This is a genomic window from Streptosporangium canum (assembly GCF_900113865.1).
Lineage (GTDB): Bacteria > Actinomycetota > Actinomycetes > Streptosporangiales > Streptosporangiaceae > Streptosporangium > Streptosporangium canum.
The window spans coordinates 91730-113390 of the sequence record NZ_FOQY01000004.1; the positions used below are offsets into that span (position 1 = coordinate 91730).

Annotated in this window: 18 protein-coding genes, 1 tRNA gene and 1 pseudogene; 6 read left to right on the forward strand and 14 right to left on the reverse strand. The window is 72.2% G+C overall.

The annotated features are described in order from the left end of the window. Window positions 1-29: 29 nt before the first annotated feature. The 7 genes and pseudogenes from BM085_RS07155 to BM085_RS07185 all read right to left on the reverse strand — a co-directional run bounded on the left by BM085_RS07155 (window position 30) and on the right by BM085_RS07185 (window position 3739). Window positions 30-371, reverse strand: coding sequence for an ArsR/SmtB family transcription factor (locus tag BM085_RS07155; RefSeq protein ID WP_093886225.1), 342 nt, complete (start codon window positions 369-371; stop codon window positions 30-32). An 89-nt stretch (window positions 372-460) separates the two neighbouring features. After that, window positions 461-949, reverse strand: coding sequence for an arsenate reductase ArsC (locus BM085_RS45780; RefSeq protein ID WP_342742866.1), 489 nt, complete (start codon window positions 947-949; stop codon window positions 461-463). After that, window positions 950-1099: pseudogene (locus BM085_RS47355) on the reverse strand (three-helix bundle dimerization domain-containing protein); the annotation flags it as partial. It abuts the gene before it with no gap. A gap of 22 nt (window positions 1100-1121) precedes the next feature. Next, complete coding sequence (locus BM085_RS45185; RefSeq protein WP_218158640.1) at window positions 1122-2351, reverse strand: GNAT family N-acetyltransferase; 1230 nt, start codon at window positions 2349-2351, stop codon at window positions 1122-1124. Between the two features lie 12 nt (window positions 2352-2363). Continuing rightward, window positions 2364-2684, reverse strand: a complete 321-nt coding sequence (locus BM085_RS07175; RefSeq protein WP_245789178.1) for an ArsR/SmtB family transcription factor — start codon at window positions 2682-2684, stop codon at window positions 2364-2366. A 309-nt stretch (window positions 2685-2993) separates the two neighbouring features. Beyond that, entirely contained in the window at window positions 2994-3296 is a 303-nt protein-coding gene (locus BM085_RS07180; protein WP_093886228.1) for a hypothetical protein, read from the reverse strand. 347 nt (window positions 3297-3643) lie between these two features. After that, window positions 3644-3739 (reverse strand) — tRNA-Sec (locus BM085_RS07185). A gap of 103 nt (window positions 3740-3842) precedes the next feature. Here BM085_RS07185 and selD point away from each other — a divergent pair. Further along, a complete protein-coding gene (selD, locus tag BM085_RS07190; protein WP_093886229.1) occupies window positions 3843-4907 on the forward strand; it encodes a selenide, water dikinase SelD in 1065 nt (354 codons plus the stop codon). A gap of 4 nt (window positions 4908-4911) precedes the next feature. Here the strand turns inward: selD and nrfD are convergent, their stop codons facing one another. The 3 genes from nrfD to fdh are packed head-to-tail and all read right to left on the reverse strand — an operon-like array spanning window position 4912 to window position 10029. Beyond that, complete coding sequence (gene nrfD, locus BM085_RS07195) at window positions 4912-5982, reverse strand: NrfD/PsrC family molybdoenzyme membrane anchor subunit (RefSeq protein WP_245789179.1); 1071 nt, start codon at window positions 5980-5982, stop codon at window positions 4912-4914. Next, entirely contained in the window at window positions 5979-6845 is an 867-nt protein-coding gene (locus tag BM085_RS07200) for a 4Fe-4S dicluster domain-containing protein (protein WP_093886230.1), read from the reverse strand. Before BM085_RS07200 ends, nrfD begins: the two co-directional genes overlap by 4 nt. Beyond that, window positions 6838-10029 (reverse strand): formate dehydrogenase, encoded by a 3192-nt coding sequence (gene fdh, locus BM085_RS07205; protein ID WP_177244993.1) that lies wholly within the window; start codon window positions 10027-10029, stop codon window positions 6838-6840. Before fdh ends, BM085_RS07200 begins: the two co-directional genes overlap by 8 nt. Window positions 10030-10277: 248 nt before the next feature. Between fdh and BM085_RS07215 the strand changes: the two genes are divergently transcribed. Then, window positions 10278-11333 (forward strand): LLM class flavin-dependent oxidoreductase, encoded by a 1056-nt coding sequence (locus BM085_RS07215; protein ID WP_093886474.1) that lies wholly within the window; start codon window positions 10278-10280, stop codon window positions 11331-11333. A gap of 76 nt (window positions 11334-11409) precedes the next feature. Here the strand turns inward: BM085_RS07215 and BM085_RS07220 are convergent, their stop codons facing one another. The 4 genes from BM085_RS07220 to BM085_RS07235 form a co-directional block, all read right to left on the reverse strand. Then, entirely contained in the window at window positions 11410-11856 is a 447-nt protein-coding gene (locus tag BM085_RS07220) for a hypothetical protein (RefSeq protein ID WP_093886233.1), read from the reverse strand. Window positions 11857-12088: 232 nt separating this feature from the next. Continuing rightward, window positions 12089-12904: an alpha/beta fold hydrolase gene (locus BM085_RS07225; protein WP_245789180.1), complete on the reverse strand. Its 816-nt coding sequence runs from the start codon at window positions 12902-12904 to the stop codon at window positions 12089-12091. A gap of 59 nt (window positions 12905-12963) precedes the next feature. Then, on the reverse strand, window positions 12964-14064 hold the full coding sequence (locus tag BM085_RS07230; RefSeq protein WP_245789181.1) for a sigma-70 family RNA polymerase sigma factor: 1101 nt from the start codon (window positions 14062-14064) through the stop codon (window positions 12964-12966). A 28-nt stretch (window positions 14065-14092) separates the two neighbouring features. Then, on the reverse strand, window positions 14093-15091 hold the full coding sequence (locus tag BM085_RS07235; protein ID WP_093886235.1) for a helix-turn-helix domain-containing protein: 999 nt from the start codon (window positions 15089-15091) through the stop codon (window positions 14093-14095). Window positions 15092-15247: 156 nt separating this feature from the next. Between BM085_RS07235 and BM085_RS07240 the strand changes: the two genes are divergently transcribed. The 4 genes from BM085_RS07240 to BM085_RS07255 all read left to right on the forward strand — a co-directional run bounded on the left by BM085_RS07240 (window position 15248) and on the right by BM085_RS07255 (window position 21429). Beyond that, window positions 15248-18163 (forward strand): S8 family serine peptidase, encoded by a 2916-nt coding sequence (locus BM085_RS07240; RefSeq protein ID WP_093886236.1) that lies wholly within the window; start codon window positions 15248-15250, stop codon window positions 18161-18163. A 112-nt stretch (window positions 18164-18275) separates the two neighbouring features. Then, the gene (locus BM085_RS07245) at window positions 18276-19142 is read left to right on the forward strand and encodes an aldo/keto reductase (protein ID WP_093886237.1); all 867 of its coding nucleotides are present in this window, start codon (window positions 18276-18278) and stop codon (window positions 19140-19142) included. 183 nt (window positions 19143-19325) lie between these two features. Continuing rightward, window positions 19326-20219: a helix-turn-helix transcriptional regulator gene (locus tag BM085_RS07250; RefSeq protein ID WP_093886238.1), complete on the forward strand. Its 894-nt coding sequence runs from the start codon at window positions 19326-19328 to the stop codon at window positions 20217-20219. A 139-nt stretch (window positions 20220-20358) separates the two neighbouring features. Further along, window positions 20359-21429 (forward strand): transposase domain-containing protein, encoded by a 1071-nt coding sequence (locus BM085_RS07255; protein ID WP_177244994.1) that lies wholly within the window; start codon window positions 20359-20361, stop codon window positions 21427-21429. Window positions 21430-21661 lie beyond the last annotated feature (232 nt).

A 21661-nucleotide genomic window follows, 5' to 3' on the forward strand; every position in this document is an offset into this window, starting at 1 on the left:
CAGGGCGGGATCAGACCGTCAGGGCGGGGTCAGACCGTGGCGGGGACGTTCAGCAGGGCCGACAGCTCCGACAACGCCTCCGGGACCAGGCGGTAGTACACCCAGGAGGCGCGCCGCTCGGAGACCAGCAGGCCCACCTCCTTGAGGACCTTGAGGTGGTGGCTGATAGTGGGCTGGGAGACGTCGAAGGCGCCGGTGATGTCGCACACGCACACCTCGCCGCCGGCGTGGCTGGCCACGATCGACAGGATGCGCAGCCGTACCGGGTCACCCAGGGCCTTGAACACCTGGGCCACCCCGGCGGCCTGCTCGGCGTTCAGCGGCTCGCGGGCCAGTGGCGGGCTGCACTCCAGAAGCTCCAGCGGCTCCATCGATTCCCTTCCTCGCATAGATGACTGTCGATGTCAGTCTCTGTCTATATTGACATACATCTATTCATGCTCGATACGTGGTCCTGCGGTCAGACGGAGAGGAGGCCGAGATCGGCGAGCAGGGCGCGCACGCGGCGCTCGATCTCGTCGCGGATCGGGCGGACGTCCTCGACGCCCTTGCCGGCCGGATCGTCGAGCTCCCAGTCCTCATACCGTCTGCCGGGGTAGACCGGGCAGGCGTCCCCGCAGCCCATGGTGACCACGACGTCGGCGGCCCGCACGATCTCCTCGGTCCAGGGCTTGGGGAACTCACCGGAGATGTCGATGCCACGCTCGGCCATCGAGGCCACCACGGCCGGGTTGATCTCGCCGGCGAACTCCGCACCGCCGGACCAGGCGATCGCGTGCTCACCGGCCAGGTGCCGAAACCACCCCGGGGCCATCTGGGAGCGGCCGGCGTTGTGGGTGCACAGGAACAGCACGATGGGCCGCCCGTCACTTCTGCCTTCGACACGGGTCAGGGCGTACAGCCGCTGGCGGGCGAAGCGCTCGGCCGGCAGCGGCAGGAAGTTGGCCACGGCGGCCCGGGTGGCGAACTCCTCGTAGCTGGTGTGCAGGAACCGCTCGATCGTCTCGGCGCCGAAGGTGCCGGTGAATTCCTCGCCCAGCCGGCGGGCCGCGGTGGCCAGGGCCAGCCGCTGATCGATGGTCAGCTCGCCGCACCTCAGCCGTGACCTGACCGGCCCGGGTTCATCGTCCGACGGCTGTACTGCGTCGCTCCAGCATCAGCACGTCCCGCCAGGTGCCGTGGTGGCGGGCGATGCGCTCGCGGGTGCCGACCACGCGGAAGCCGAGCGCCTGGTGCAGTGAGAGGCTGGCGGCGTTCTCCGGGAAGATCCCGGACTGGATCGTCCAGATCCCGGCGTCCTCGGATCCGGCGATGAACGCGGCCAGCAGGGCCCGGCCGATGCCGTGCGCCTGGCAGCCCGGGTGGACATAGACGCTGTGCTCGACGACTCCCGCGTAGGCCGGACGTGCGGATACTGGGGAGGCGGCGATCCAGCCGACGACCAGCCCGGTCTCGGTGTCGACGGCGACGTAGCGCAGATTCGGCGGCCTGCTCGCGGTGAAACCCTCCCAGCTCGGCGCCAGGGTCTCGAAGCTGGCCTGCCCGGTGTCGAGACCTGCCTGATAGATGGCCAGCACCTGGTCGGCATCGGCCTCGCGCATCGGCCTGATCTCCAAACCGGGACCGATGGCCGGCTTGTGCGCCTGGATGATGGCCGAGTGGACGCCGTCGCCATGGTCGGCGGTCGGCCGGATCGAGATGCCGATGAAACCCGCCCCACGGAGCAGGTCACGGTAGGCGTCGATGGTGAGAGCGCCGGCGACGCAGCCCACCCGCCGCTCGGCGGCGGCCCGCCGCACCGGATCGACGGGGCCGTCGGTGACCACGTCGCTCACCCCGAACCGCCCGCCGGGCCGCAGCACCCGGAAAGTCTCGGCCAGGACGGCGGGCTTGTCGTCGGACAGGTTGATCACGCAGTTGGAGATGACCGCGTCCACCGCGTAGTCGGGCAGCGGGACGGCCTCGATCGTGCCGTGCAGGAACTCCACGTTGGTCGCGCCCGCCTCGGCGGCGTTGGCGCGGGCCAGCTCCAGCATGTCCAGGCTGGCGTCCAGGCCGTAGACCTTGCCGGACGGGCCGACGCGGCGGGCGGACAGCAGCACATCGATGCCCCCGCCCGAGCCGAGATCGAGGACGCCCTCCCCGGCGCGCAACTCGGCGACGGCCACCGGATCACCGCATCCCAGACTGGCCCGGAGCGCCCCCTCAGGCAGGCCGGTGGCGTCGTCGTATCCGGCCGTGCCGAAGCAGCCCCGCTCAAACTCCTCCGCCCCGCAGTCGAGGATCACCCGGCCGAGCATCGCTGCCCGAGCAAGCCCGGAGTAGCGTTCGACAACCTCATCATGAGCCATCGCGACTCTCCTTCAATCACAGGCCGGTGAGGCCGGGACGGGGTTTCCCATCACCACGTCGGCGGCGGTGGGGAAGCAGCTCACGCAGGCCTCGTTGATCCGGTACAGGCTGGAGGTGCCCTGCCGCTCGACCAGCACGAACCGCACCTCGGCGAGGATCTTCAGGTGGTGCGACACGGTCGACTGGCCGACGCCCGAAGCGGCCACGATCTCGCCCACCGTCATCGGCGCGTGCCGCCGGGCCAGCAGTGACACGATCTGGATGCGGGTGGCGTCGGCCAGGGCCTTGAACCAGCTCGCGTACTCCTCGGCCTCCGCGCGCGGCAGAAGCACCTTCTCCTCATTCATCGTTAATCGACGATAGTCGATATATGGGTTCGCGGGAAGCGGCCCAGCCTCGACACGCCGCGGAGACCAGCTTCCGGAATGCCGCAATTCCGGAAGTAGAGTCCGGGAGTTACTTCCGGAAACGCAATCCCGGAGATCGCACAAGCCCCCCGAACAGCTTCCGGAAACACAAGCCGCTCCCGCGCTGCCGCGCTCCCCTGCCCGTACGCGCGGATCCTCACTGACTACGCCACCGCGCCGGAGCGTTCGCCGCCGCTCCGGAGGACCGGAGGGCGGCGCACTAAGGGGCTGACCTTAGACCGTCGTCGCCATCCAGCCGACGGTCTCGGTGGCGTGGTAGCCGTCGCTCTTGACGGAGGCGGTCACCAGGACCTCATTGAGTCGGATCTTGAAGCCCTGGTGGGTGACGTCCGCGATTCGGATGCCTGGCGTGTAGGGGCCATTGAAAGTCTGGACGAAGGGGATGACGACGACCTGGGACCCCTGAGGGAAGGGGGTCGGAAAGGTGACCTGGGTGAAGGTCTTGGTGTTGCCCCCGGTCTCCTCCACAGGGTTCTTGGAGTCGAGCTGCAGGGCGCCGGACTGGGTCATGCTCATGCGAGACCTCCATCGCCGAGGACACTGTCATCACGAAAAGTAAACCTCCCCTCACTCTTCGTACAGTGAATGCCCTGATGTCCCAGCAGTCACAAAAGCCCATCCACGCAGCACTGGTGAACCGCGCGGAGTTCCATGGAGACTCTGATGTTCCCCCGCGCGATTCAATCGGGTCGGCTTGGACGACGCGGCGGAGAAGATCGTCGCGCTCCTGCCCGTACGGAGGCAATCCGCACAGGCAAGATCATGACGCGGCGTTCCCCTTTTGTTCCCCTCGGCCTCTCAGAAAGATCATTCCGGTCGGACCGGTGAAGGCATCCGTTTCGAGGTTCGCATGTTTCCTCAGGTGGCGGAGGCGGACGGGAATCGAACCCGCCAGGCCGAGGACCTCGGCCTCGTCGGTTTTGAAGACCGCGGGGGCCACCAGGCGCCCACACGCCTCCAGGGGAGAACCTAACAGCAGGCGGGTAGGACTGAAGCGGCAGGTGGGGGGCGGCGCGCCGCGCTTCCCCGCGGACCGCCGGAGTCCTGCAGAGGGAGAGTGGCATGAAGGGAACGACCGAGCGGGGCGTCCCGGCGTCCCCGTCCTCACCGGGGTCAGGGCGGGAGACCGTCCGGCTGACGCAGTACGCCCACGGCGGCGGTTGCGCCTGCAAGATCCCGCCGGGCGAGCTGGAGGCCGTCGTCGCGGGACTCCTCGACGCCCCGGACGGCCGGGCCCTCCCCTCCCCCGCCGGCGAGCTGATCATCGGGCTGGACGACGGGGACGACGCCGCCGTGGTCCGCATCGACGGAGACCGGGCGATCGTGGCCACGGCCGACTTCTTCACACCCGTGGTGGACGCCCCCTACGACTGGGGGCGGATCGCGGCGGCCAACGCCCTGTCGGACGTCTACGCGGTGGGCGGGGAGCCGGTGGTGGCGGTCAACCTGCTCGGCTGGCCCCGCGAGAGGCTTCCGATGGACCTGGCGAAGGAGGTGCTGCGCGGCGGCCTGGACGTGGCCCGCGCCGCGGCGTGCCATGTCGCGGGCGGCCACAGCGTCGACGACCCGGAACCGAAGTACGGCATGGCCGTCACCGGCCTGGCCGACCCCGGACGGCTGCTGCGCATCGACGGCGGGCGGGCGGGGCTGCCGATCTCCCTCACCAAGCCGCTCGGCATCGGCGTGCTCAACACCCGGCACAAGGCGACCGGCGAGGTCTTCCCGGAGGCGGTCGCCGCGATGACCACGCTGAACCGGGACGCCTCCCGGGCGGCGCTGGCCGCCGGCGCCGGGTGCGCCACGGACGTGACCGGGTTCGGCCTGCTCGGCCACCTGTACAAGCTGGCCAGGGCGAGCGGCGTCACGGCGGTGGTCGACGTGGCGGCCGTGCCGTACCTGGAGGGTGCCCGCGAGGCGGTGCGGGACGGCTACGTCAGCGGCGGCACCCGCCGCAACCTGGCCTGGGTGGAGCCGCGTCTCGACCCAGGCCGCCACGGCGGGGAGGACCTGCTGCTGCTCGCCGACGCCCAGACCGCCGGCGGGCTGCTCGTGGCGGGCGAGATCCCCGGCGCCCCGGTCATCGGCGAGCTCGTCGTCGCCGGCGGCCGGGCCCTGCGGCTGCGCTGAGTCGCTACGGCCACATCCGGGCCGGGGCACGCGCCGGGGCGCGGCCCTCGCCCTCCAGGCGCCGGCGCTGGGGTACCACCGTGTACTTCGGGTCGGCGGCCGAGGCCCTGCCCGCCTCCAGGATGCCGAAGCGGGTGACCAGCGAGCCCGCGGTGAGGGCGAGGCCGGACAGCGCGGTGAGGACGCGGCCTCGGCCGGCGACCGCGGCGAGCAGGCCGCCGCCCGCCGTCAGGACGCGGGCCGCTCGCAGCAGGCGGCCCGCCCTGCCCTGGTGGTAGGGCTCGCCGACCAGGCCGAGCCGGCTCTCCAGCACCGCGCCGGCCGCCGTCTCCAAGGCGGCGCCCAGCACGGCGACGGCACGGGCCGGGCCCGCCTGTGCGCGGGGCGTGGCGAGCATGCCCGCCGCCCCCGCTGCGGCCAGCGCGCTCCCGGCGAACAGGAACGGCAGCTCCCGGTGGGCCTCGTGCCAGGCGGGCACGGCGGTGTCGGCCAGCAGCACCGCGGTGTAGGTGGCCATCAGCGGGCCGGTCACCCCGGAGGCCAGGCTCGCCGCGTCGCCCGCGGCGGGCAGGACGGCGGTGACCGCGGCGGGCAGGGAGGCGGTGACCGCGGCGGGCAGGGAGGCGGTGACCGCGGCGGGCAGGGAGGCGGTGACCGCGGCGGGCAGGGAGGCCGCGATCCGGGAAGCGGGCCGGGTGGCGAGGAGCACGGGGGCGGCCGCGACCGCCGTCAGCCCGCTGTGCACGGCCAGGATCCAGGACCCCATGCTCATCGGCGAGGTGGGCTTGAACACGCGCAGCATGTTGAGGAACCGCTCCGGCCTGCCGAGCTCGGCGACCAGGAAGGCCGCCCCGGCGGTGGCGCCGAGGGCCGCGGTGACCCTGGAGGTGAGCGCGAGCCGGTCGCGCCCGGAGAGCCCGGCCATGACGCCCATCACCGCCGCCGCTCCGGACAGGCCCCCCAGGTAGAGATAGGCGGGCATGTGTGGTTCGTGCCAGACCGGGGATTTGATCACCGGCTGCCCGTAGTAGGACCGGAACTCGGCCTCGGGCACCATCGCCTCCTCCCGCCTCACCGCCGCCACCCCCCGCGACGCCCGCGGGCACCCGTCCGGCCCGTCGCCCCCTCGCCGGGAAGGACACCGCCGCTCAGGAAGGACACGGCGACGGCTCCGACGAGGGAGAGCGCCGCCCCCGCCGCCCACCGCCACATCGCCGGCAGGTCACGGGTGGTCACCACCGGGTCGGGGGGCAGGCCGTACACCTCGGGCTCGGCCAGCAGCAGGAAGAACGCCGCGGCGCCGCCCACGCCGTCGTCGGGGCTGTCGCCGTACAGCCGGGCCTCCGGTCTGCCCTCCCCGTGCAGCCGCTCCACCCGTTCCGCCGCGCGGGCCCGCAGCTCGTCCAGCGGCCCGAACTGGATGGAGTCGGTCGGGCAGGCCTTGGCGCAGGCCGGCTCCAGCCCGCCGAGCTGCCGGTCGTAGCACATCGTGCACTTGAACGCCCGGCCGTCGCGCTCCCTGCGGTCGATCACGCCGTAGGGGCAGGCCGGCACGCAGTAGCCGCAGCCGTTGCACACGTCCGCCTGCACCACCACCGTGCCGAACTCGGTGCGGAACAGCGCTCCGGTCGGGCAGACGTCCAGGCAGGCGGCGTGCGTGCAGTGCTTGCACACGTCCGACGACATCAGCCAGCCCTCGATGCCCCCGGACCCGTCGTCGCCGTCCCGGTCCTGATCGGCCGGGACCCGGCTCCGCTCCTCGATGAAGGCCACGTGGCGCCAGGTGCTCGCCCCCAGGCTCCCGGTGTTGTCGTAGGAGGTGGCCCGGAAGACGAAGCCGTCGTCGGGGATGTCGTTCCACTCCTTGCAGGCGACCTCGCACGCCTTGCAGCCGATGCAGACGCTCGTGTCGGTGAAGAACCCCATCCGCTCAGCCATGGCGGTACTCCTCGACCAGGTCGAGCAGGGCCTTCCCCCGGGGACGCCTGCCGGCTCGCAGATCACAGGTCACGGCCTTGCCCTCCTGGATGTAGACGTTCGGGTCGAGCACCAGGGGCATCAGGTCGTTGGTGACGTCGCCGACGACGAGGCCCCCGCTGCCCCAGGCCCAGTGGTAGGGCAGGCCGACCTGGTGGATCAGCCGGCCCTCGACGCGGAGCGGGCGGACGCGCTCGGTCACCAGGACGCGGGCCTCGATCGCGGTGCGCGTCGTCACGATCGTCGCCCAGCCCCCGTTGACCACCCCGACCTCGGCGGCGAGCTGCGGGGAGATCTCGCAGAACAGCTCGGGCTGCAGCTCGGCGAGGTAGGACAGCGGCCGGCTCATGGCGCCCGCCGTGTGGTGCTCGGTGAGCCGGTAGGTGGTGAGCACGTACGGGAAGCGCGGCGACTGCGGCGGGTTGTAGGGGGCCGCGGGACTCCGGTAGATCTTGCGCGCGGGGTTGGCCTGCCGGCCGTACAGCGTGTTGCGCACCGGCGACTCGTGCGGCTCGTAGTGCGCCGGCAGCGGCCCGTCGGCCAGCCCGGCGGGGGCGAACAGCCAGCCCTTGCCGTCGGCCTGCATGATGAACGGGTCGGTCCCGGCCAGCGCCGCCTCGGCTCTGGCGCCCTCGGGCGGCAGGTAGTCCGGCGGCTTGTCCCGCTCGAAGTCCGGTACGTCGTCCCCGGTCCACTCCCCCTTCTCCGCGTCCCACCAGATATAGGCCTTGCGCTCGCTCCACGGGCGGCCCTCGGGGTCGGCGGAGGCCCGGTTGTAGAGGATGCGGCGGTTGGCCGGCCACGCCCAGCCCCATTCGAGCGCGACCCGGTTCTGCTCGCGCCCCGGCCTGCGCCGGGCCGCCTGGTTGACCTCGCCGGCGTAGACCCCGCAGTAGATCCAGCAGCCGCACCGGGTGGAGCCGTCGGGCTTGAGCTCGGTGTAGGCCGACAGCGCCCGCCCGTCGGGGCCGGTGCCGTTGATCTCGCGCAGCACGGCCTCCGCCGAGGGGTCCCGGTGCTCGCCCTCCTCCGGGTAGTCCCAGGTCAGCTCGCGCAGCGGCCGGTCGATCTCGTCATCGGACAGCCGCTGCCTGATGCGCTTGCCCAGGTGGTAGTAGAACGACAGGTCGCTACGGCAGTCGCCCGGCGGGTCGAGCGCCTTCTCCCGCCACTGCAGCAGCCGCTGGGTGTTGGTGAAGGTCCCCTCCTTCTCCACGTGGCTCGCGGCGGGCAGGAAGAACACCTCGGTGGCGATGTCCTCGGTGCGCATCTCCCCGGTCTCCAGCTCGGGGCCGTCCTTCCAGAACGTGGCCGTCTCCACCAGCGTCAGGTCGCGCACCACCAGCCAGTCGAGGTTGGCCAGCCCGAGGCGCTGCGCCTTGCCTCCGGAGGAGCCGACCGCGGGATTCTCCCCCACCACGAAGTAGCCCTTCACGGTGCCCTCGATCTGCGCCATCACGGTCGTGTAGTGGCCGTGGTCGCCGGTGAGCCGCGGCAGGTGGCCGAAGCAGAAGTCGTTCTCCTCGGTGGCCGCCTCGCCCCACCACGCCTTGAGCAGGCTCACCATGTAGGAGCGCTTCCTGCCCCAGAACCCGGTGTCGGCTCCGGCCTCGGCGAGGTAGTCGTCCAGCCCCTGGTGCCGGTGGGCGTGGGGCATCGGCAGGTATCCCGGCAGGATGTTGAACAGCGTCGGGATGTCGGTGGAGCCCTGGATGCTGGCGTGGCCGCGCAGCGCCATGATGCCGCCGCCGGGGCGGCCCATGTTGCCGAGCAGCAGTTGCAGGATCGCGGCCGTGCGGATGTACTGCACGCCCACCGAGTGCTGGGTCCAGCCGACCGCGTAGGCCCAGGCGGTGGTCCGCTCCCGGCCGGAGTTCGCGGTGATCGCGTCGGCGAGCTCGGCGAAGTCCGCACGGGAGATACCGCACAGCTCGGCCACCAGGTCCGGGGTGTAGCGGGCGAAGTGCCGCTTGAGGATCTGGTAGACGCAGCGCGGGTGGGTCAGTGTCGGGTCGGTGCGCGGCTTGCCGAGCATCGCGGCGCCGCCCGCGCCGTACTGGTCGGGCCCCGCGGCCTCGGTGTGTTCCTCCCCGCCCTCCAGCTGCTCGCTGCGCAGCCCGGCGGCGGCCTCCTCCCGCGCGCCCTCGTAGGCCCAGCTCGACGGATCGTACTTGCGGTGCTCGGCGTCGAAGCCGGAGAACAGCCCGTCCAGGTCCTCGGTGTCCTGGAAGCGCTCGGAGATGATCGTCGAGGCGTTGGTGTAGGCCAGGACGTACTCGCGGAAGTCGAGCTCGTTGACGAGCACGTGGTTGACCAGCGCGCCGAGCAGGACGATGTCGCTCCCGGCCCGGATCGGCACGTGCTTGTCGGCGAGCGCGCTGGTCCGCGTGTAGCGCGGGTCGACGTGGAAGACCTTCGCTCCCCGCGCCCTGGCCTCGACCACCCACTGGAACCCCACCGGATGGCACTCGGCCATGTTGGAGCCCTGGATGACGATGCAGTCGGACTCCGCCAGGTCCTGCTGGAAGTCCGTCGCGCCGCCACGCCCGAAGCTGGCCCCCAGACCGGGGACGGTGGAGGAGTGTCAAATACGCGCCTGGTTCTCCACCTGGATCGCGCCGAGGGCGGTGTACAGCTTCTTCATCAGGTAGTTCTCTTCGTTGTCGAGCGTCGCCCCGCCCAGTCCGGCGATGCCCATGGTGCGCCGTACGACCTTGCCGTCCTCCTCCTGCTGCCAGGTCTCCCGCCGGGTCCGGACCACCCGGTCGGCGATCATGTCCATCGCGGTGTCGAGGTCCAGCGGCTCCCACTCGGTGCCGTGCGGCCGCCGGTAGAGCACGCGCGTCTGCCGGCCGGGATGGGTGACGAGCTGCTTGCTCGCCGATCCCTTGGGGCAGAGCCGCCCGCGCGAGATCGGCGAGTCGGGGTCGCCCTCGATCTGGGTGACCTGGCCGTCCTTGACGTAGACGAGCTGGCCGCATCCGACCGCGCAGTAGGGGCAGATCGATCGCGCGACCGTGTCGGCCTCCTCGGTGCGGGGCCGCAGCGCGTCGGTCCGTGCCGACCGGGCGGCGTCGCCCCTGGCGTCCTCTCCCCTGAGCTGGCGGATCACCGGCCAGCGGGAGATCCATCCCCCGTGTGCCATGTTGCGTGTCCTGCCCCCGATGCCGCCGGTCTAATCACCGCACGGCGAGACGGACTGCCGATCCTCTTCTGCCGAAGGCCAGGTCACGGCCGGTACGGCCGGCCCCTGCGGCGGTTGCGCCGGTGGTACGGCGACGCGTCGCCCTCCACGGCCCGGCGGCCGGCCGCCGTCTGACCCGTCCTCCGGCGGCCGGGCCGTACCGGCGACTAACCGGAATAAACCTCCGCTTAGTCGGAGTTGCCGTGGACATGGTTGAAGACAACATCCGTGGCGTCGCGCGCGGCACCTCCGACGTTCCCCTGTCGATCCTCGAACTGGCCACGGTCGGCTCGGGCGTGACCGCCACCGAGACCCTGCGGGCGGGCACCGAGCTGGCCAGGCGGGCGGAGAAGCTGGGCTACCACCGGATCTGGGTCGCCGAACACCACGGGATGCCCTCCGTGGCCAGTTCCTCCCCCGCCGTGCTGATCGCCCACCTGGCCGCGGCGACCACGACCATCCGGCTGGGGTCCGGCGGCGTGATGCTGCCCAACCACGCCCCGCTGATCGTCGCCGAGCAGTTCGGCACCCTGCACGCGCTGCACCCCGGCCGCATCGATCTCGGGCTCGGCCGGGCGCCGGGCACCGACCCCGCCACGGCACGGGCGCTGCGCCGCCACGGCCTGGACGCCGACGACTTCCCCGAGCAGCTCGCCGAGCTGACCGCCTTCCTGGACGACGCGTTCCCGGCGGGCCATCCGCTTGAGCGGGTCGTCGCCGTCCCGCGGTCGCCCGAGGCGGGCCGTCCGCCGATCTGGCTTCTCGGCTCCAGCGGCTTCAGCGCCCAGCTCGCCGGCCTGCTCGGCCTGCCGTTCGCGTTCGCCCACCACTTCAGCGCGGCCAACACCATCCCCGCCCTGGACCTCTACCGCTCCTCCTTCCAGCCCTCGGCCGTGCTGGACCGGCCGTACGCGATGATCGGGGTCTCCGCCGTCGCCGCGGAGACCCCGGAGCAGGCCCTCCGCATGGCCCGCTCGGGCGGGCTGTCCATGCTGCGCCTGCGCCGCGGGGCTCCGCAGCCCGTCCCCACGCCCGAGGAGGCCGAGGCCTACCCGTACAGCCCGGTTGAGAAGGACTTCCTGGACGACTACCTGTCCAAGGTGGTGTACGGAGACGCCGCCCAGGTGCGGACGGGCCTTGAGGAGCTCCGCAAGCGCACCGAGGCCGACGAGCTGATGATCACCACGCTGGTCCACAGCCCCACGGCCCGGATCCGCTCCTACGAGCTGATCGCCCAGGCCTACGAGCTGCGCCGGAGCCTCTGACGGGTCGCGAGCCGGGGCCGAGCCGCGACCGGCGGGGCGGGGCGGGCGCACGGATCGCGGAACGCCCGGACGCCCCTCAGGGGTGTCCGTCCGATCGCGGCTCCGGCGGCGGTGAGGGCGGCTCCGGCGGGAGCCCGTCCCCCTCGGCGGGCCTCGGGAGGTCGCGCTCCTCGGCGGGACCCGGGAGCTCGTACTCCTCGGACGGCTCGACCAGCTCGACGAACTGCCGTACGGCGGGGCTGTCGAGGAACGCGGTGAGTGCGTCGAGCAGCCCCTCGCCCAGCGGGCGGAACACCTCCGCCATCGCCTCCGCGACGGCCTGCGTATGCGCGCCGAACAGGACGCCGACGTCGTGCAGGAACTCTTCGGAGACCCGTGGCAGGGGCGGCGCCGGCAACGCGAGCTGCGGCTTCGGCGGGGCCTTCTCCGGTGGCGCCCAGCGCATGGAGTCCTCGCTCATGGCGAGCCATTCGTCGACGACTCCGTCGATGGCGTCGAGCACGTGGTCGGGATCGCTTGGCATAGCGGCTCCCCCAGTGGCTGAGATTCGATAAGACGACGGTACCTCGCCGGACTCCGGCGGGGACGGGCCGCCCGCCGCCGGCGGAGCGCGGCCCGGTGCGGCCCCTCCCGCCGGACGGTGGCCGACAGGACGCGGCCGGCACCCCGTTCCGGACGCCGGCCCCGCGCCGGAGTGCGGCCGTACCGAGCGCCGACCCGGACGGCGCTCGGTACGGCACGGGCATCGGCCGGGATCAGCCCTGCGAAGGGCCGTCGCCGGCGCGCCGGATGGGCATCCAGGTGGGCGTGGGAGCGGTGGTCAGGAAGTCGGCGACCAGGCCGGTGCACAGCTCGGGCTTCTCGTGGAGGAGGAGGTGGGACGCGCCGGGAATGACGGCCAACTCGGCGTCGGGCAGGCCCCGATACAGCTCCAGCGTGTGCTCCAACGTCACGATGTCGTCGTCGGCGGCCATGACCAGCGCCGGGCAGGTCACGGCACGGAGTTCAGCCGGCGCCAGGCCGCGTTCCTCGGCCACCGCCCGCACGATCTTGGCCACCACGACCGGGAGATGGTCGGCGCCGTCGGGCGACACCTCCGCGTAGGCCGCGACCAGGGACGGGGGCAGCTCTCCCCCGGCGGAGGGCCGAATGATCATTCCTTGCGCGTCGTAGGCGCCGCTGATAAGGACGAGCCGGTCGAGCAGGTCGGGGCGGCGCACGGCAACCCGCAGCGCCACGATCGCGCCGGCGCTGTAGCCGACCAGCCGTACCGGCCCGTCGGCGACCTTGTCCAGGAACGCGATGGTGTCCTGCGCCATCACCTCGGCCGTGATCGGCCCCGGCACGTCGGCGGTGTGGCCGTGGCCGCGGCGTTCGGGCAGCAGCAGCCGGAAGCGGCCGGCCAGCGTGCCGAGGTTGCCGTCGAAGTCCCTGCTGTCGGAGAAACCACCGTGCAGCAGCACCAGCGGCTCTCCTTCGCCGCGCTCGTCGTACCACATCCGCGCGCCGTTCACATCCGCGTAGTCCGCCATCGTGTCGCCGTCCTCTCGTTCCGGTCCGGTGATCGCCACCGGTTACCCGGGTAATACGGAGCGGCGGCCGGAAACTCATCGCCCGTCCGGGAGATCTTTCAGGACGCCGCCTCGCCCTCCAGGGCGTCCGGCAGGCCGAACAGCGGGAACAGCCGGTCGGCGTCGAGGTAGGTCGTCGCCTCGACGATCAGGCCGCCCGAGACCGTGAGGACGACGAGCGCGAACGGCTCCAGCCTGCCGCCCGGCCCGGCCGGCCGGTACTGCGCGAACGCGGGCGAGCCGTTGGCCGTGGCCGGCACCAGGCGCGCGCCGGCGCAGGGCCGCCCGGCCGCGAGCAGCAGCCGGCGGATCTCGGCCCGTCCACGCAGCCACCACAGGAACGGCGGCATGGACATGACGGCGTCCTCGTGCAGCAGCGCCATCATGGCCTCGATGTCGTAGCGCTCGAAGGCGTCGCAGTACCGGGCGAGGAGGCGCCGCTGCGCCTGGTCCATCGGCTGGTACGGCTCGCCCGGGTCGGCGCGGGCGGCTCGCAGCGTCGCACGGGCGCGTTGCAGCGCGCTGGTGACGGACGCGACAGTGGTGTCCAGCAGCCGGGCGACCTCGTCGGCCTTGCAGCACAGCACGTCACGCAGGATCAGCACCGCCCGCTGGCGGGGCGGTAGGCCCTGCAGCGCGGCGACGAACGCCAGGCGGATCGTGTCGCGCTGCGCGGCCAGCTCCGCCGGGTCGCCGCCGAAGGGCAGCACACGGCCGTCCGGGACCGGCTGGACGAAAGCGCTCTCCGGGAGTGGCGCGCCGAGGTCGGGACCGGCCTGCGCGGACGGGCCGAGGTCGATCGCCCGGGCCCGGCGCCGCGCGCCCCGCAGCATGTCGAGGCAGACGTTGGTGGCGATGGCGTAAAGCCACGACCGCAGCGGCGCGCGGCCCTCGTCGAACCGGTCGAGACTCCGCCAGGCGCGCACCAGGGTCTCCTGCACGGCGTCCTCCGCCTCGAACGGCGAGCCGAGCATCCGGTAGCAGTAGCCGGTCAGGGTGATCCGGTGCTGCTCCAGCAGATCCATTCCCCCGGACTCGGGCATGCCCGCACTCCTGGGTCCCCCGGACTCGGGCATGCCCGCGCTCCCGGGGACGGTCTGGGAGCCCTCCGCGTCCGCAGGCGCGGGCAGCCCGCCGTCGGCCTTCACGTGACCAGCCACGCGGGGGAGGCTATCGGCCACCCCTGACTCACAGCCAGCTCCGCGCCGCCGCCTCCACGCCCGCCTGGAACCTGGTGGTCACGCCGAGCCGCTCCACGACCGCGGCGATCTTCCTGGTCGCGGTGCGGGTGCTGACGCCCAGGTGCCTGCCGATGGCTTCGTCCTTGAGCCCCGAGTTCAGCAGCCGCAGCACCAGCAGGTCCTCCTCGGCGGGTCTGTCGTCGGCCGGCGGGGAGTCGCCGGTGAGCGGCTGGCCGCGCTCCCAGTAGACGTCGAACAGCTCGATGAGCGCGTCGAGCAGCCGCGAGGGGTGCAGCAGCGCGATGTTGTCGTAGACGCCGTCCACCAAGGGCAGCAGCCCGATCCTCCGGTCGGCGATGCGCAGCTTGAACGGCAGGCGCGGCAGGAACCTGGAGCGCTCGCCCTCCTCGGCCAGGCGCAGCAGGGTCTCCATGCGGCCCGGCCTGTCGAGCGAGCCGGGGCAGTACACCACCCTGATGTCCACGCCGCGGGCCAGCAGGTCCCTGGTGTCCTCCAGCTCCGACTCGTTGGTGTCGTGGGAGGCGTCGGGGCGGCCCAGGTACGGCGGGCTGTCGAAGCAGAGCAGTTCGGTGGTGACCGAGCGGGCCAGCTCGGTCATCTGCCGCTTGACGGCGTCCTCACCGGAGAGGATCTCCACCACGCCCGCGGGCTCGGCCCACATCCGGCCCGAGTGGTAGAGCTGGGCGAAGTCGCCCACCGTGGTGCGCACCCTGGCCAGGCTCGCCTCCGTCTCCAGACGGCGCCTGTCCACCAGCCAGCCGAGCGCCGCCTCGGGCGAGACCGGCTCGTAGCCGCCAGGGCCGGTCCTGCGCAGCAGGCCCGCCTCGGCCAGCCGGCGCAGCGCGGGCCGTACCCGTGAGGAGGTGACCCCGAGGGCGGCGGCGAGTTCGGCGGTGCGCCGGCCCGGCTGCCTCAGCAGCAACCGGTACACCCGCTCGTCGAACTCCGCGACCCCCACCCCGTCGAGAACCCGCTGCTCCTCCACGTACCACCTGACCGAATCGTGTCCCTTTTGGCCATATGGCCGAAAATGTCATAACCATATCTCGACAAGGGATCCTCGCAGGCCGTTGACTGCTTCCCGGCCCCTCCGGCGATCTTGGCCGGGCGGGTGGCAGCCTCATCCCCCCCAAGAGGAGCAATGTCCCGCAACCCCCGCGTCTACAGCGCCATGGCGCTCGCCGCCGCGCTGGCGGCCACCTCCGTCGCGGCGCCGGCGCTCGCCGAACCCGCCGCGGCAGGCACCCCCTCCGCCTACATCGTCACCCTCGCAGGTCAGCCGCTCGCCACCTACGGCGGCGGCGTGGACGGCCTCGCCGCCACCAAGCCGGGCAAGGGCAAGAAGGTCGACACGGCCAGCGCCGGCGCCAAGCGCTACCGCGAGCACCTGACCAAGCGCCAGGACGAGACCGCCCGCAGCGTCGGCGCGACCGCGCAGCGGCACAACTCCGTCGCCTCCAACAGCTTCGTCGCCGACCTCACCCCCGCTCAGGCCCTCAAGCTGCACCGCACCGGCGGCGTCGTGTCCGTCGTCCAGGACACCCTGCGCAAGGCTCTGGACGACCGCAACTCCAGCGACTTCCTCGGCCTGTCAGGCGACAAGGGCATATGGGCCTCGCTCGGCGGCGCCCCCAACGCGGGCAAGGGCATCGTGGTCGGCGTCATCGACACCGGCGTCTGGCCGGAGAACCCCTCCTTCGCCGGACCCGCGCTCGGGGCCGAGGCGCCCACCGCCGCCGACCCCTACCGGCCCTACCGCCAGGGCACGGCCACGGTCATGCGGAAGGCCGACGGCTCCACCTTCACCGGCCTGTGCGAGACCGGCACGGAGTTCACCGCCGATCTGTGCAATCAGAAGCTGGTGAGTGCCAGGTACTTCGGCAAGGCCTGGCTGAAGGCCAACGACCCCGCCGCCACCGGCGAGTACGCCTCGCCGCGCGACCGGGGCGGGCACGGCTCCCACACCGCGAGCACCGCCGCGGGCAACCACGCCGTCCCCGCCACCGCCAACGGCATCGACTTCGGCCAGATCTCCGGCGTCGCACCCGGAGCGGCCGTCTCCGTCTACAAGGCGCTGTGGGAAGGCGCGGACGGAGGCACCGGCTACACCTCCGACATCATCGAGGCCATCGACCAGGCCGTCGCCGACGGCGTCGACGTGATCAACTACTCGGTCGGAGGTCAGTCCGAGTCCTCCACCGACGACCCGGTCCAGCTGGCCTTCCTGGCCGCCGCGGACGCCGGCATCTTCGTCGCCACCGCGGGCGGCAACTCCGGCCCCGACGCCTCCACCCTGGACAACACCGCCCCGTGGACGACCACCGTCGCCGCGAGCACCGTCGCGCCCTACCTGGGCGAGGTGCGGCTGGGCGACGGAAGCACCTTCCGCGGCGCCAGCACCACCGTCAGCGCGCCGTTCGGGCCCAAGCCGCTGGCCACCTCGGTGTCGGTGAAGAACGCCGCCGCCTCCGACTCCGACGCCGAGATCTGCGCGGAGGGGTCGCTGGACCCGGCCAAGGCCACCGGGAAGATCATCTACTGCGTGCGCGGCGTCACCCCGCGCGTGGACAAGTCCGCCGAGGTCAAGCGCGCCGGCGGCGTGGGCATGGTGCTGGGCAACCCCAGCGACCAGGACACCGGCGCCGACGTGCACGCCGTACCGACCGTGCACATCAACACCCCCGACACCGAGAAGGTCCTCGCCTACGCCGCCACCCCCGGCGCGACGGTGACGCTGCTCCCCTCCTCCTCCACCGAGGGTGTCGAATACCCGCAGATCGCCAGCTTCTCCTCGCGCGGTCCCTCCCTCAGCAACAACGGCGACCTGATCAAGCCCGACATCGCCGCCCCCGGCGTGTCGATCCTCGCCGCCGTCGCGCCCCCCGGGAACCAGGGCAAGGACTTCGACTTCTACTCCGGCACCTCGATGGCCACCCCGCACATCGCCGGTCTGGCCGCCCTGTACCTGGGCACGGACCCGCTCCTGTCACCCGCCACCGTCAAGTCGGCGATGATGACCACCACCTACGACACCAAGACGCCCGACCTCTTCGCGCAGGGCTCAGGTCACGTCGACCCCGCCCGCATGCTGAAGCCCGGCCTGGTCTACGACGCCGCGGCCCAGGACTGGTACGGATACCTGGAGGGGCTGGGCGTCAAGACCGGCACCGGCGCCGCGCCCGTCGCCACCAGCGACCTGAACTACCCCAGCATCGCGGTCGGCACCCTGTTCGGCTCGAGGACCGTCACCCGCAAGGTCACCGCGCTGACCCCCGGCGTCTACCACGCGGACCTCGACCTGCCGGGCATCAAGACCAAGGTCAAGCCCTCCACCCTGGTCTTCAAGAAGGCGGGTGAGACCAAGGAGTTCACCGTCTCCATGGAGATGACGCGCCAGACCGACGCCGGCGCCATCGTCGGCTCGCTGACCTGGCGGAGCAAGGACACCGCCGTCCGCAGCCCCGTGATGGTCACCCCGCTGAGCGCCAAGGCGCCCGCCGAGGTCAAGGGCGAGGGCCCGGCGGGCTCGCTCACCTTCGACGTGACCCCCGGCGTGTCGAAGTTCTCCGTCAAGGCCCACGGGCCGGTCTCCGCCGACCCGGTGCCCGGCACCGTGAGTCCCAGTGACATCTGGGGCAAGGAAGTCTCCGTCGTCGTGCCCGAAGGCGCCAAGGCCGTCTCCTTCAAGCTCATCCCCGGCGACCCCGAGACGGAGGTCGCCGCCATCCTGGGCTACACCGAGGGCGGCGCGATGCAGGGCCTGGCCTGGGTCACCTCGTGGGAGGACTACCGCGCGGTCCTGGCCAACCCCAGGCCCGGCAAGTACACCCTGTTCGTGCTCACCATGGGAAGCGCCGAGACGCCGTTCAGCACGCAGGTCAACGTCGTGGACGCCGGCACCGGGGCCGGCGCGCTGACGGTGACGCCCGACAAGCCGAAGGTCACGCCGGGGACGGCGTTCCCGCTGACGGCCACCTGGTCCGGCCAGCCGGACCGGACGGCGACCGGCTACATCGAGTACCCCAACGGGGCCGGCACGATCGTGACGATCAACTGACCCGAACCGATCAGAACCGATCCGACGCGGGCCGTTCCCTCCGGGGAGCGGCCCGCGTCGCGTGTGTCCCCCTGTTGACCTGGAGCCGACTCCAGGGACGAGGATGGAGGGCATGCAGACACGCACCATCGGCAACGTGACGGTCAGCGCCATCGGCTTGGGCGCCATGCCCATGTCCGTGGCCGGGCACATGCCGGACGAGGACCAGTCGATCAGGACGATCCACGCCGCGCTCGACGCCGGCGTCACCCTCATCGACACCGCCGACGCCTACACCCCCACCAGCGCCGAGGTCGGGCACAACGAGCGCCTGGTGGCCAAGGCGCTGGCCCTGTGGGGCGGCGACCGCGACGCCGTGCTGGTGGCCACCAAGGGCGGCCACACCCGCGTCGGAGACGACGGCTGGGACGTCGACGGCAGCCGCGCGTACATCAAGGCCGCGTGTGAGCGCTCGCTCAAGGCGCTCGGCGTGGAGGCCATCGGGCTCTACCAGCACCACAGGCCCGACCCCGCGGTGCCGTACGAGGAGAGCGTCGAGGCCCTGCGCGAGCTGCTCGACGAGGGGAAGATCCGCATGGCGGGCATCTCCAACGCCGACTCCGGGCAGATCAGGCTGGCCGACGCCATCCTCGGCGGGCGGCTGGCCGGCGTGCAGAACGAGTACTCACCGCGCTTCAGGACCAGCGAGCCGGAGATCGACGTGTGCGAGGAGCTGGGAGTGGCCTTCCTGCCGTGGTCCCCGCTCGGCGGGATGGGCGCCGCCTCCTCCCTCGGCGGCGAGCACGCGGCGTTCGGACGGGTCGCGGCGGAGCGCGGGGTCTCGCCGCAGCGCGTGTGCCTGGCCTGGGAGCTGGCGCGCAGCCCCGTGATGATCCCCATCCCCGGCGCCAGCAGGCACGAGAGCGTCCTGGACTCGGTGGCCGCGGTGGACCTGACCCTCACCGAGGAGGAGCTCGCCCTGCTGGGCCGCCGTAATTGAGGACTCCGAGGCTCGGGGGGCGGGCGTCGGCACCATGGGAGCCCGCCCCTGGCCGGAGCGGGACCGCACGGCGCGGGACGCCCTCCCCTCGCTCGCATTGACGCCCCCGCCCCCGGACAGTGGCCCTGGGCCTTGACGGCCCCGGACCAGGCTCTCGGCGGCCGTCGGCGCACACTGGAGGACATGGACCACAACGCCGAGCTCCGGGAGTTCCTGCGCACCCGCCGCGCACGCCTGAGCCCGCAGCAGGCGGGCGTGCCCGCCACCGGCGGCACCCGCCGGGTGCCCGGTCTGCGCCGGGAGGAGCTCGCCCGTCTCGCCGGTGTCAGCGTGGACTATTACACCCGCCTGGAGCAGGGCCGTCATCTCAACGTCTCGGAGAGCGTCCTGGACGCCGTCGCCCGCGCACTGCGGCTGGACGGGGTGGAGCGGGCCTACCTCTTCGAGCTCAGCCGGTCCAAGCCCCGGCCCACCCGGCGCCGCGCCCCCACCCGGCCGCAGCGCGTGCGCCCCGGGCTGCACCGCATGCTGGACGCTCTCGCCGGCGCCGCCCCCGCGTTCGTCTTCGGCCGGCGCATGGACGTCCTGGCCTCCAACCGCCTCGCCCGCGCCCTGATCACCGACTTCGACGCCCTGCCGCAGCGCGAGCGCAACATGGCCCGCTACATGTTCCTCGACGAGACCGCACGCGAGCTCCACGTCGACTGGGACAGCGTCGCCGCCGAGACCGTCGCCGTCCTCCGCCTGGACGCCGGACGCCACCCCGACGACCCCCAGCTCGCCGAGCTCGTCGGCGAGCTCGCCGTCAAAAGTGAGAAGTTCCGTACCTGGTGGGCCGATCACAATGTGCGCGAACGCCCCCATGGCACCAGGCGCTACCACCATCCCGTCGTCGGTGAGCTCGTCCTGTCCTACGAGTCGGTCACCTTCCCCGGCGACGCCGACCAGACGATGTGCGTCTACACCACCGAGCCCGGCAGCCCCTCCGAGGCGGCCCTCCACCTCCTGGCGACCTGGACGGCTCCCCACCCTCCGGTCACCGGCTTGCGGCACGACGTCCAGAGCCACCGGACGTAGCCCGCCGGGTGCCGATGGGTCGCCTGTGACAGCGCTTTCATCGGGCGCATATCACTTGTCAATCTCGAAGCGGTTCGGTTAAAAAGACAAGCACTTGCTTATAACGTCATACGCCTCCCTTTCCGGCAAAGTTACGCACGTGAAGACTCCGTCAGATGATGGGCGGCTGGCAGATCAGTTGTCGATCGGTTTTCTCACCTCGGTCTTTCCGATATCGCTGCTCGACGAGGTGGTGGGGGTCAGCGGATGCGCGGAGAGGCGGCGACGGGCGCTGCCGGCCCGGTTGACTATTTATTACGTGCTGGCTCTTTGCCTGTTCTCTGACAAGAATTATGACCAGGTGATGCGCCTGTTGTTGAACGGACTGGCGTGGCGGTCGCGCTGGGTCTACACCTGGGAGCCCCCCAGTGCCTCGGCGATCAGCCGGGCCCGCGCACGGATCGGCGCGGAGCCCCTGCGCGTGCTCTTCTGCCGGGTGACCGGGCCCGTGGCGCAACCCCGGGCCTCCCTGTCACGGCTGGCCGGCCTCCGTCCGGTCACGATGGACGGCACCACGCTGGCGGTTCCCGAGACCCGCGACAACTCGGTGTTCGGCTATCCGGACCGGGCGGCCCGGTTCCCCCGCGTCCGCGTGGTGGCCGTGGCGGAGAACGGCACGCACGCGTTGATCGATGCGACGTTCGGCAGCTCGGCCGTGGAGGAGCACATCCTGGCCCGGCGGCTGTTGCGGTGCCTGGAGTCCGACATGCTGCTGCTCGCCCGCTTCGGCCCCTGGGGGTTGGAGCTGTGGCGCCAGGCGGTCGAGACCGGCACGCACCTGCTGTGGGGGGTCACCGGGGCCGACGCGCTGCCCATCGGACGCAGCTTCGAGGACGGGTCCTACCTGTCCAGGCCGGCCGGCCTGGGAGGCGCTCCGCTCCGGGTCATCCCCCTTCCCGGCGCGGAATGGCTGATCACAACGCTGGTCGACCCCAGGCAGGCGTCCGCGTCGGAACTGGCGGCGCGCTACGCCGAGCGGTGGGTCATGGACAGCGCGCTGGCCTGGCTGCACTCCGACCGCAGAGCTCCGGCGATCACGCTGCGGTCGAGGAGCCCGGAGATGGTGGCGCAGGAGATCTGGGCCCTGCTCTGCGTCTACCAGGCCATGCGCGAGCTGACATGTCAGGCCACCAGCCACCCGGGGGCGTCGTGCACGTGTGCTCGCGTCTGACCCGGGCCTCGCGGCCGAGCCGCCACGCCCTTCCCCCGGCATCGGACCTCCCGCCATCGCCCTCCTCCTCCCTCGGCCTCCCCCGCACCGGCCGGCGACCCCTCAGCCTCGGACTGCCCGGACCGGGCCGGCGGCCTCCGCACCGCGCGCGGTCCGCAGACGTCACGGCCCGCCTCCCCCGCGTGCGCGGGAGAGGCGGGCCGGCCCTGCCGGGTGGACGAGACCACCCGGG